This is a genomic window from Providencia sp. PROV119, from assembly GCF_028482435.1.
Lineage (GTDB): Bacteria > Pseudomonadota > Gammaproteobacteria > Enterobacterales > Enterobacteriaceae > Providencia > Providencia stuartii.
Genome location: NZ_JAMPQL010000001.1, coordinates 336,833 through 349,516, shown reverse-complemented (window position 1 = coordinate 349,516; position 12,684 = coordinate 336,833). Strand labels below are relative to the sequence as shown.

Here is a 12,684-nt window from a genome sequence, read left to right as displayed (position 1 = left end):
GCCTAAAAGCAACTCAAATGAGTTAGAGTATAAATATATTTTTAAGATACTAGCTCAAAATAATTCGATCTTAAAAATGCAAAACAAAATGATTTAAAAATAGACAGCCAACTCAATATAGATTAAAAGGGAGCATAAATAAAGCCCCCTTTAGGTAAATTTACAGTTAACTATATATGGTTCACAATATCTTTTATTAATTTTGGCCCATTATATATAAAACCAGAATAAATTTGGATTAATGATGCCCCCGCGTCCATTTTTTCTCTCGCAGCAGTTAATGAGTCTATACCACCCACTCCAATAATAGGTAACTGCCCTTTTAATTCACGAGAAATGATCCGAATAACCTCTGTGCTTTTTAGTTGCACTGGGCGTCCACTTAAACCGCCAGCTTCATTACAATGATTTAAACCTTGAACTAAAGAACGATCTAACGTGGTATTGGTTGCAATCACACCATCAATATTATGTCGAACTAAGCTATCGGTAACTTGGATTATTTCTGCTTCGGTCAGATCCGGTGCAACTTTAACCGCAACAGGAACATATTTTTGATATTTCGATTGTAACTCCAGTTGCTTGGCTTTTATTCCACTTAATAAATCATCCAACGCTTCGCCATATTGCAAAGTGCGTAAACCTGGCGTATTTGGTGATGAAATATTAATAGCAATATAACCGGCATGTGCATAAACTTTATCCATGCAAATTAAATAGTCATCCTTGCCTTGTTCCACTGGGGTGTCTTTATTTTTACCGATATTAATGCCAATAACCCCACCGTAAGTTGATTTTTTGACATTTTCAACAAGGTTATCAACGCCTTTATTGTTGAACCCCATACGATTAATCAGTGCTTCCGCTTCCACTAATCTAAACAATCTAGGCTTATCATTACCTGATTGCGGTCGTGGCGTCACCGTTCCAATCTCAACAAAACCAAAGCCCATTGCTCCAAAAGCATCAATACATTCACCGTCTTTATCTAAACCCGCAGCTAGGCCAAGTGGATTTTTAAAAGACAGTCCCATACATTGAACAGGTTTAGTAGCAACAGATTGGCGGAGAAGGAATTTAAGCGGGGAATTATTTAAACATTGAAGCTGCCGAAACGTCAGTTCATGGGCTTTTTCTGGGTCGAACTGGAATAGAGCCTTGCGGGCAAGGTGATATAACATATCCAATAACCTATTTCTGTCTATACCCACCATATTTTAAGTTGTAAGCACTGCGATAACACTTGCTGCCGACACCTCAAACTATTTTGTGTATAAAGCGATTAAAAGACACAATGTTCCGCGCGTCAAAACACTCAACAAATGAAATTTGCTGAGGCCATTTTTAACAGGGATACATTTTCATCCGATAAAACGCGACATAGATTACCCTATTTTACGCCTTTTTTTCTATAAAAAATTCATTTATTCGCTACTTGCAAACCAAAGTTGCCTTAATCGGCAATTGAACCGTTGCTGTCAATGGAATAACACCGCATACAACCTAATATGATTGCCTGATTTAAAAGAAAAAGCCCTTGAAACGACGTTCAAGGGCTAACAACACAGCTAATATCAGTAAAGAACTTAGCTTTCGAGCGCTTTCGTCACTTTTTCGAACAGATCACCTGAAAGGTTATCCAACGCTTTGAGTTGCTCTAACGTATTGCGCATCAGGCCTTGGCGTTTATCGTCAAAACGTTTCAAACGGATCAACGGTTCAATCAATCGCGATGCGACCTGTGGGTTACGTGTATTTAAATCCACGAGGATCTCATACAGGAATTGATAGCCGCTACCATCTTTCGCATGGAAAGCTGACGGGTTACCGGAGGTAAACGCCCCAACCAAAGAACGCACACGATTTGGGTTGCTCATACTAAATGAACGGTGATTCAGCAAGCTACGTACTTTCTGCAAGACATCCGGTGCAGGGCTAGTACCTTGCAATGTAAACCATTTATCCATCACTAGGCCATCGTGGTGCCAACGCTCATCAAAGGCCGTCATTAATGACTCTAGGCACGGTAACTGAGACTCACTCGCCGCCGTTAATGCGGCTAAAGAGTCGGTCATATTATCGGCCGATTTGAATTGTTCTGACACTAATTTGTCTGCGAGTGCTTGATCATCGCCTGCTGCAATATACTGTAAACACACGTTACGTAATGAACGTTTCGCAATATCGCCGTGGTCAACACGGTAGCCATCAATTTTAATCGATTGATAAACCGCGAGGAATTCATCAGCCATTGCTGTCGCCAGTTGATGAGCGATAAAGTTAGCAACATGATGGATGGCATCAGGGTCGATAGTTTGGAAAAATTCTGCCATCTCATTTTCAGAAGGCAGAGTCAAAATCAGTGCCGCGAGTGCTGGATCGATGGTGTCATTAAGTAACACTGCTCGGAATGCATCAATCACATGCTCAGGGAGAACGAGCGCGTTGCCCGCCTGATAGTTCGCAACGTTGATCTTCACATAGTTACCGATCAGTTGCTGAGCCGCATCCCAACGTGAGAACTCATTACTTGCATACTGCATCAGAAAAGCGAGTTGCTCATCACTGTATGGATAGTCCAATTTAACTGGCGCAGAAAATTCACGTAGTAATGATGGTACAGGGCGGCTTGGCACATTATCAAAAGTGAATGTTTGTGATGCTTGCGTAACATTCAATACAGCGTTTACGCTACTGCCAAGATATTGCAGAGGAATAACGGCCCCATCTTCACCATACAACTCAATATCGAGTGGAATGTGTAACGGCTGCTTTTCTGACTGATCCGCGGTCGGAGGTGTCATTTGGCTCACATGCAGCACATACTGTTGCTTTTCAGGGAAGTACTCATCACGAACCGTTAATACAGGTGTCCCTGATTGACTGTACCAACGACGGAATAACGAAAGATCCACATTCGAAGCATCTTCCATCGCTTGCACAAAGTCGTCACAGGTTGCGGCGCTGCCATCATGACGATGAATATACAGTTGCATACCCGCTTGGAACATTTCTTCCCCTAGCAGAGTATGGATCATACGAATAACTTCAGCCCCTTTTTCATAGACCGTTAGCGTATAGAAGTTATTCATCTCGATCACTTTTTCAGGGCGAATTGGATGAGCCATTGGGCTTGCATCTTCAGCAAACTGAGCCGCACGCATCACTTTGACATTATTAATGCGATTGACAGAGCGAGAGCCAAGATCTGAACTGAACTCCTGATCACGGAAAACGGTCAAACCTTCTTTTAGGCTCAGTTGGAACCAATCGCGGCAAGTGATACGGTTACCTGTCCAGTTATGGAAATATTCATGACCGATAACAGATTCTATATTTAAGTAGTCTTTATCGGTTGCGGTTTCATTTTTAGCGAGCACATATTTTGAGTTAAAGACATTCAGCCCTTTATTCTCCATCGCGCCCATATTAAAGAAATCAACCGCCACTATCATGTAGATATCAAGGTCATATTCAAGACCAAAGCGATCTTCATCCCATTTCATGGCATTTTTTAGGGATTGCATCGCCCATGGTGCACGATCAAGGTTGCCTTTATCAACAAACAACTCTAATGCGACCTCGCGGCCTGTGCGCGTCACGAAAGTGTCGCGAAGAACATCAAAATCCCCCGCAACTAACGCAAATAGGTAACTTGGTTTAGGGAACGGATCTTGCCATTTCACCCAATGGCGCCCATCATCGAGTGTCCCTTCGGCAATACGGTTACCATTCGATAGCAAGTAAGGATAGCGCTGTTTATCGGCGGTAATTGTCGTCGTATAACGCGCTAACACATCCGGCCTATCCTGATAATAAGTAATATGGCGGAAACCTTCTGCTTCACATTGAGTGCATAATGCATCCCCTGAAACATATAAGCCTTCTAATGCTGTGTTTTTTTCAGGGCTGATTTCATTCACTATGCGTAATGTGAAAGCCTCAGGCAATGATGCCAATATCAGCTTACCATCTTGCTCTTTATAATCAGTCCAAGGCTGACCATCCACTTCAATAGAGACCAATTTAAGGTCTTCACCATGCAGTTCCAGTGTAGATGAGGCTGGGTTAAGGCGTTTGACTTGGCTAATTGCCGTCACGACGGTTTTTGCGGGATCGAGGATAAAATCAAGATCAATTTCAGAGATAGTATAATCAGGTGCTTGGTAGTCCTGACGATATTTCGCTTGTCGCAATTGGGTCATATGAAACCTTTTTTATTCGTTAATTCTATATAGTCGTTTACCAATTCTTCTTTATATTACTATACGCTGCTGCAACATAAATGCTATATGAGAAACACTCTCATCATACTATGTTAACGATTTATGACTATCAGTATCGATAAATGTTAACAATTGGTTTGTTCGTTGATGCTATAACGCTGTTAAATAGAAAATTACGTGTTAGTATCGTTTCATGCTCAATGACTGGCAATGAGTATATTAACGCTTGTTAATCAACTCTAATCGCTAATGTGCCATTCTGGTCAATGACGTATACTCTAAATCATTCGAGAGCCATGGCAAATAGGCCATAACCGTCACCGATAAGGCGACAACTCGAAATGTGATGAGTATAAATAAATATTGGAAATGCTCACAGACACAAGAGTGATGCAATAAGGCTTCTATCTTCTGTCAAAGTGAGTATACTTTTCCAACTTTAACGATTTAGCTAATAAGTAGATAGCTCCGCGAGGACGCCTGCGCGCCATGAATTTAGACGCTACCCCTATTATTACATCACTGCTTGACACTGATGCTTATAAGCTTCATATGCAGCAGGCCGTATTTCACCATTACAGCCAAGTACCGGTTGTCGCCGAGTTCCGCTGTCGTAGTCGTGAAATTCTAGGTGCCTATGCCGATGAAATCCGCCAGCAAGTCCAATTGATGGCTCACCTTTCACTCACCGATGATGAGGCCAACTATTTAAAAGAGCTTCCTTTTTTCAAAGACGATTATCTTGCATGGCTAAAAACGTTTCGCTTTAAACCTGAACAGGTCAATATCACCACTGCGGATGATGGGCAGCTCGCGATTCGTATTAGTGGCCCATGGTGCGAAGTGATTATGTGGGAAGTTCCCCTCCTCGCCTTGATCAGTGAAATAGTTCAACGCGATAGGCATCCACAGGTGACCCAAGAAGATGCCGTTACTCAGTTGAAAAAATTACTGACGGTATTTTATGATCAAGCGGCCGAAAACCATATCGACCTTAGCCGCTTTAAACTCATGGATTTCGGCACGCGCCGCCGTTTTTCCTATGATGTCCAATCTGCTATCGTCTCCTTGCTTAAAGAGGAGTTCCCTTACCTTGTGGGCACAAGTAATTACAAACTGGCACATAAATTAGGGCTAGCCCCCGTCGGCACCCAAGCCCATGAATGGTTCCAAGCGCACCAACAAATTAGCCCTGAGTTAGCCAATAGCCAACGTGCTGCACTCCAAAGTTGGCTTGACGAATACCCCGACCAACTTGGCATTGCATTAACGGACTGTATCACGATGGATGCATTTTTGCGTGATTTCGATGATAACTTTGCGAAGCGCTACCAAGGATTACGCCACGATTCAGGGGATCCTATTGAATGGGGAGAGAAGGCCATTGCGCACTATGAGAAATTAGGCATTGACCCAATGACTAAGACGCTCGTGTTCTCAGATAGTCTCGACTTACAAAAATCATTAGAGCTGTATCGCTATTTCCATAAACGCATTAACCTTGTGTTTGGGATTGGCACAAGGCTCACTTGCAATATTCCCGGTGTCGTACCTCTGAATATTGTGATCAAATTGGTTGAATGCAACGGCAAACCCGTCGCGAAATTATCCGATAGTCCGGGTAAAACCATTTGTGAAGACGATGAGTTCGTTAATCAGCTTCGCAAAGCGTTTGATCTTCCTAAAATGGAAAAGGCTTGCTAATTTGGCGATGCACTGTGTGATACCTTAATGGGAATAGGTATCACACCAATTCCCCTTTCAGCGTACGCAATAACACGATAACTTGTCGCTTAATAATATATTTGCTTGCTATTCTAACCCCAACTAGGTTATAGCTAGAGGCTATTGCACTTTTTGGTACAAAAGTATCGATTTTTTACTTGTTTCCTGCCTCACGGCAAGTAACATAGAACTTTAACCTTGAAATAGAGAATTTCGGGAAAACAAATACTTTCATTGGTCTATAAGATGAAAAATGGCTTATTTAGCCCAGTGAAAATGTCATCGTTAATTTCGTTTATATAAAAGAGAGTAATTTTTATGATCGTAGCGCCTGTAGTCGATGTACTGCAAGGCCGTGTGGCGGTTGGCTCTGAAGTCACCGTTCAAGGCTGGGTACGTACAAGGAGAGATTCAAATGCTGGTTTTTCTTTCCTCGCCGTTTATGACGGTTCCTGCTTTAACCCATTACAGGCTGTCATCAATAATAATTTACCTAATTATAACGACGAAGTCCTGCATTTGACGACAGGCTGTTCTGTTGAAGTCACGGGGATCGTGAAAGAGTCACCGGGCCAAGGCCAATCTTTCGAATTAGAAGCAACAGCCGTTAACGTTGTTGGTTGGGTTGAAGATCCGGATACTTACCCTATGGCTGCAAAACGTCATAGCGTTGAGTACTTACGTGAAGTCGCACACTTGCGTCCTCGTACCAACTTAATTGGTGCGGTAGCTCGTGTTCGCCATACCCTCGCCCAAGCGCTGCATCGTTTCTTTGATGAGCAAGGCTATTTTTGGGTTTCTACCCCAATTATTACAGCTTCAGATACCGAGGGTGCAGGTGAAATGTTCCGTGTTTCTACACTGGATTACAACAACCTGCCACGTAACGACAAAGGCGAAGTGGATTTCAGTGAAGACTTCTTTGGTCGTGAATCCTTCTTAACCGTATCCGGTCAATTAAACGGCGAAGCTTATGCCACCGCATTAAGCAAAGTCTATACCTTTGGCCCAACATTCCGTGCAGAGAACTCAAACACCAGCCGCCACTTAGCGGAGTTCTGGATGGTAGAGCCAGAAGTGGCCTTTGCTAGCCTAGACGATGTTGCGGGTCTTGCTGAGCAAATGTTGAAGTTTGTCTTTAAAGCTGCGCTGGATGAGCGCCGCGATGACCTTGAGTTCTTCGCTCAACGTGTCGACAAAGAGGTTATCAACCGCCTTGAAAGCTTCGTTAATTCAGATTTCGCTCAAGTTGATTACACTGACGCAATCAAGATCCTTGAAACCTGCGGTAAGAAATTTGAAAACCCCGTTTACTGGGGGGTTGATATGTCTTCTGAGCATGAGCGCTATTTGGCTGAGCAACATTTCAAAGCACCTGTGGTTGTTAAAAACTATCCTAAGGACATTAAAGCTTTCTATATGCGCCTTAACGAAGATGGCAAGACAGTGGCAGCAATGGATGTACTCGCCCCCGGTATTGGTGAAATCATCGGTGGTTCACAACGTGAAGAGCGCCTTGATATGTTAGACGCGCGTCTTGAAGAGCTTGGAATGAACAAAGAAGATTACTGGTGGTATCGTGACCTACGTCGTTACGGCACCGTGCCTCACTCAGGCTTTGGCCTCGGGTTCGAGCGCTTAGTGGCTTATGTAACAGGTGTCGGTAACGTCCGTGAAGTGATCCCATTCCCACGTACACCACGCAATGCGGCATTCTAATCACTACAGCTTTTCCAAATAAGCTTCCAATATCGAGCCTATCATGGCTCGATATTTTTTATCACCGTCATTCTTTTTAGTCGATTTGCGAAATACATCACAGCGTTACCAACTGAGTACAATTTCTGCACCCTTTTTAAATTGATTTAGCTTAGATCGGAAAATTCCGCTTTTTTCATCGTTTTTTGTTTTCTCTATAAGCAAATCTATCACTTATATTTATCTAAGCTGTTCAAAAAAAGTTCAATTTGACCTTTAAAAAAGTTCCCTAAATTTTGTAATTATTTTTAAACTGGTCATACCTGTGGTTATTTTTCACTCTATTTTTTACATTTTGAAACACCTTGTTACCATTTGTTTCAGAATCTTTATTTTTGTAGCACTTTGAGGGTAGATAAATTTATTTACCAATGGAACACTGGACGCCGACATAGACGACACTAATCTCTCATAAATAGTTCCAAATTTTTTTGAGAATTATTTTTGGCAGTGGCAGGTGTCCGAATAACACCAATGAGGGTAATAATAATGATGAAACGCAATATTCTTGCAATGGTTATCCCAGCTCTGTTGGCTGCAGGCGCAGCAAACGCAGCTGAAGTATACAACAAAGACGGCAACAAACTAGACGTTTACGGTAAAGTTGACGTTCGTCACTATTTTGCTGACGCTGATAAAGGTAAGAAAAGTGAAGATGGCGACGACTCACGCGTTCGTTTAGGTGTTAAAGGTGATACTCAAATCACTGACCAACTGACTGGTTTTGGTCGTTTCGAGTGGGAAACTAAGACTAACAAAGCTGAAAATGAAGGTGAAAACAAAAACCGTCTGGCTTACGCGGGTCTGAAATTTGCTGACTTCGGTTCAATCGACTACGGCCGTAACTACGGTGTAGTATACGACACGAACGCATGGACCGACGTGTTCCCACTGTGGGGCGCGGACACTATGGCTCAGTCTGACAACTTCATGACTAGCCGTAACCGTAACCTGTTAACTTACCGTAACAACAACGCGTTCGGTTATGTTGATGGCCTGAGCTTCGCTCTGCAATACCAAGGTAAAAACGGTGACAACAACAAGTCATCAGCAGGTGAAGCTGCTAAAGACAACGGTGACGGCTACGGTTTCTCAGCAGCGTATGATTTAGGTTGGGGCGTATCACTGGGTGGTGGTTACTCTAACTCTTCTCGTACTCCTAATCAGCAACATAACACAACTGCTGGTGGTCAAAAAGCACAAGCATGGAACGTTGGTGGTAAATTCGACGCTAACAACGTTTACTTAGCCGCTATGTACGGTCAAACACTGAACACTACTCGTTATGGTTCAGACGACAATATCGCTAACAAAACTGAAAACGTTGAATTAGTTGCTCAATACCTGTTCGACTTCGGTCTGAAACCATCTATTGGTTATAACCAATCTAAAGGTAAAGACTTAGGCCGTACTTATAATGGTAAAACTTACAACAACCAAGATCTGGTTAAATACATCTCTGTAGGTTCTTACTACTACTTCAACAAAAACATGTCTGCAGTTGTTGATTACAAAATCAACCTGCTGAAAGACAACGACTTCACTCGTGAAAACGGTATCAACACTGATAACGTAGTTGGTCTGGGTCTGGTTTACCAGTTCTAATTATTGTTTAAACAATAATTCAGACAACAGTGAAATCTGTTTTGAAAAGCAACGCTTCGGCGTTGCTTTTTTTGTTGTGTGACGCGCTATTTTTATCCTTATTTGTCCCTTTACCCTCGTACACTCTCTCCCTAACCACTAAATCCTGCATTAATATCAATTATTAATCTAAAGTGTCGATACGTTAGAGAAAATCGCTGCATTTAGTGCGGTTAATGGTCAGATCCCATGCAATTTATACCTACATCACAAGATCTTACCAATTTTTAGTAAAACGGTTGGCAAATTGTTTTCTGCGCGTTAACCTGAGCACTCAACATTTTCGGCTTAACAACTGAGCTTTGGAATCGACAACATGTTTGAAAAAATTACTGCTGCCCCTGCTGACCCTATTTTAGGCCTTGCTGATAGTTTCCGTGCTGATCCTCGTGAAAACAAAATTAACCTCGGTATCGGCGTCTACAAAGACGAGTCTGGTAAAACCCCTGTTTTAGACACTGTAAAAAAAGCAGAGAAATTCCTGCTTGAAAACGAAAATACCAAAAACTATCTTGCCATCAGTGGGATGCCAGAATTTGGTCGTGTCACCCAAGAGCTGTTATTTGGTAAAGAACATGAAATTGTCACCTCTAAACGCGCTCGTACTGCACAAGCGCCTGGAGGTACGGGTGCCCTACGTATTGCCGCTGACTTTATCGCTAGTCAAACCAATGCTAAACGTGTCTGGATAAGCAATCCAACATGGCCAAACCACAAAAATATTTTTGAAGCCGCTGGCTTAGAAGTGTTGACTTACAACTACTATGATGCCGCAAGTCATGGTATGGACTTTGATGGTATGCTCAACAGCTTATCTTCTGCGGTAGCCGGTGATGTTATCGTTCTGCATGGCTGCTGCCATAACCCAACAGGTATCGACCCAACAGCTGAGCAATGGGCTAAACTCTCTGCCCTATGCGCGGAGAAAGGTTTACTGCCAGTATTTGACTTCGCTTATCAAGGCTTTGCTAAAGGGTTAGATGAAGATGCTGAAGGGCTGCGTATCTTTACCCAACAAAACCCAGAAATGATCGTCGCCAGCTCTTACTCTAAGAACTTCGGCTTATATAATGAGCGTGTCGGTGCCTGCACCATTATTGCGAAAGATAGCGATAATGCAGAGCGTGCGTTTAGCCAAGCAAAAGCGGTTATCCGTGCTAACTACTCAAACCCACCAGCACACGGTGCAGCCGTGGTTACGACCATTCTTTCTGATGACGCACTAAAAGCAGAGTGGATCCAAGAGCTGACCTCAATGCGTGAGCGTATTAAACGTATGCGTCAGTTGCTGGTCAATACACTGGAAGAAAAAGGCGCTAAACAGGACTTCAGCTTCATTATCAACCAAAATGGTATGTTCTCCTTCAGTGGCCTCAATAAAGAGCAGGTAGAGCGCTTACGTAGCGAATTTGGTATCTATGCAGTTAGCTCTGGGCGTATCAACGTCGCAGGTTTAACGCTGGAAAACATGGTACCACTGTGTGAAGCCATCGTAAAAGTACTGTAATGGCTTAACACGATAAAGTTTTTACAATAATAGAACGCCTCTCAATAAATTATGAGAGGCGTTTTTTCTTTTTAAATAACAGAAAACTAGCTCGATAAAATCACAGAAATAGCCATGTCCCAACAGGTTGGGGCATGGCTTCATAGGGTGAAAGCAAGCTTAGATGGTGATTAAGTCGTCATCACCAAACAGGAAGATCATCCTGCAAAAATGGATTGGTTTTGCGCTCATGACCAAGATCTGACATTGGCCCGTGGCCTGGGATAAACTGATAGTCATCCCCTAAAGGCAGAACCTTGTTTTTGATTGAAGCAATCAACGCCTGATGGTCTCCACGAGGGAAATCACTGCGCCCTACCCCCCCTTTAAATAGCACATCCCCCATTGAGATAAGTTTATCTGCATGGTTAACAAAAATAATGTGACCAGGGGTATGACCGGGGCAATGCAATACATCAAAGGCCATCGTTCCACAATGAACAGTCTGCCCCTCTTCTAACCAATAGTCAGGGGTGAAGCTAGGACCACCTTCAATATTAAACATCGCATGTTGCTCTGCTAGCGCTTCAATCCAAAAAGCATCTTCTTTTTGTGGGCCATAAATAGGGGCTGAAAAGTGCTTAGAAATGATAGCCGTTGCACCGATATGATCAGCATGCCCATGCGTGAGCAGAATTTTAGTGAGTTTTAAACCACGCTCTTCGATAGCGGCAATGAGTTTTTCAGCTTCACCACCGGGATCGACTATCACTGCTTCCATCGTATTTTCATCCCAAATCACCTGACAATTTTGCTGAAAAGGAGTTACTGGGATAATCATATAGTTCATTAAGCAATCGCTCCGTAATCTGTTTTATTTATACCCTAAATACTTCAAGAAACAGCGCAAGGCAAAGTAATCCCTGTGAGTGCGGTGACTTGAAGTACGCTGAGCATAGGTACAGATTACCATGTTCTTGCCGGACCTGTATCAATATGGATGAAATTACTTTTTGGATAATAACCAACGCCGCCAGCTCTCATTTTCAGTGCCGCTTTACGGATATGGCTCAATTGTATCCCTTCGATATGGAAGTCCATTGCTTGTCCACGAGTATGGTAACTCTTTTTCGCCACCCCCGAGCTGCTACGGCGCAAGGCATTATTTGTTTCAAGTGAACGGTAACCTGAAATCAATTGAATAGGCTTATTCGACCCTAACATAACCTGTAACATATAAATTTGGTCGAATAACTTAGGATCAATGGTTTTGACTTTATCGCAACGGTAATCACGGAATAAGTGATTTAATCGAGCTAACTCAGATTTGTTATAATGGCGTCCATCAAAAAACTCTGTTTTTAAAAATTCCCCAGTATTGAGGTTTTGAAAACGCAAAATTTTTGGTTTAGGCGTCGTCATAGCAGCAAAAACATGGCTAGGCAATAAACTCAGCCCAAAAGCGGCTGCACCAGCACCTAACCACTTGCGGCGATTTTGGTCGATAATATCCATAGATGGTAACTCAAATTTCAATGGGTTAAACATACCCAGCCGTTCGAGCTACAACTTAGCGGCTAACTTCTTTCGAATCACTTCATTGCGCGCCTAGCTGCATCTCGAATGAGAGAGTATAGGAACAAAATTTATACTATTGTTCAGTCTAACAAATGATATTTAACTTTAATGTATAAAAATGTAAAGAAATAAGTAAATAAGCGCAAATTTGGCATATTTACGCCAAAAGAGTGAACTTGGTCACTCATAATAAACAGAATATCTTCTTGTTATTGAGTAATCATTGAAAATATAGGTTTTGATACTTAAGTGTAACCCACTATCAAC

General features: G+C 42.5%; 8 protein-coding genes. 4 read left to right on the top strand and 4 right to left on the bottom strand.

The genetic code is table 11. The features are described from left to right. Nucleotides 1-170: 170 nt before the first annotated feature. Both pyrD and pepN read right to left on the bottom strand, forming a co-directional pair. Nucleotides 171-1,181 carry a quinone-dependent dihydroorotate dehydrogenase gene (gene pyrD, locus PSF11_RS01570; RefSeq protein ID WP_014657940.1) on the bottom strand — a complete coding sequence of 337 codons (1,011 nt, stop codon included), beginning with the start codon at nucleotides 1,179-1,181 and terminating at the stop codon, nucleotides 171-173. 405 nt (nucleotides 1,182-1,586) lie between these two features. Beyond that, nucleotides 1,587-4,205 carry an aminopeptidase N gene (gene pepN / locus PSF11_RS01565; protein ID WP_072502953.1) on the bottom strand — a complete coding sequence of 873 codons (2,619 nt, stop codon included), beginning with the start codon at nucleotides 4,203-4,205 and terminating at the stop codon, nucleotides 1,587-1,589. Nucleotides 4,206-4,715: 510 nt separating this feature from the next. Here pepN and pncB point away from each other — a divergent pair. The 4 genes from pncB (at nucleotide 4,716) to PSF11_RS01545 (ending at nucleotide 10,860) form a co-directional block, all read left to right on the top strand. Then, entirely contained in the window at nucleotides 4,716-5,930 is a 1,215-nt protein-coding gene (pncB, locus tag PSF11_RS01560) for a nicotinate phosphoribosyltransferase (RefSeq protein WP_004918176.1), read from the top strand. 339 nt (nucleotides 5,931-6,269) lie between these two features. Further along, nucleotides 6,270-7,670, top strand: coding sequence for an asparagine--tRNA ligase (asnS, locus tag PSF11_RS01555; RefSeq protein WP_004918174.1), 1,401 nt, complete (start codon nucleotides 6,270-6,272; stop codon nucleotides 7,668-7,670). A gap of 528 nt (nucleotides 7,671-8,198) precedes the next feature. Next, nucleotides 8,199-9,314, top strand: a complete 1,116-nt coding sequence (ompC, locus tag PSF11_RS01550; RefSeq protein ID WP_269204341.1) for a porin OmpC — start codon at nucleotides 8,199-8,201, stop codon at nucleotides 9,312-9,314. 355 nt (nucleotides 9,315-9,669) lie between these two features. Beyond that, a complete protein-coding gene (locus tag PSF11_RS01545; RefSeq protein WP_004918170.1) occupies nucleotides 9,670-10,860 on the top strand; it encodes an amino acid aminotransferase in 1,191 nt (396 codons plus the stop codon). A 181-nt stretch (nucleotides 10,861-11,041) separates the two neighbouring features. Here the strand turns inward: PSF11_RS01545 and PSF11_RS01540 are convergent, their stop codons facing one another. Then, nucleotides 11,042-11,689 carry an MBL fold metallo-hydrolase gene (locus tag PSF11_RS01540; protein WP_004918165.1) on the bottom strand — a complete coding sequence of 216 codons (648 nt, stop codon included), beginning with the start codon at nucleotides 11,687-11,689 and terminating at the stop codon, nucleotides 11,042-11,044. A 116-nt stretch (nucleotides 11,690-11,805) separates the two neighbouring features. Continuing rightward, nucleotides 11,806-12,354, bottom strand: a complete 549-nt coding sequence (locus tag PSF11_RS01535; RefSeq protein ID WP_014657936.1) for a YcbK family protein — start codon at nucleotides 12,352-12,354, stop codon at nucleotides 11,806-11,808. Between the last annotated feature and the right edge of the window lie 330 nt (nucleotides 12,355-12,684).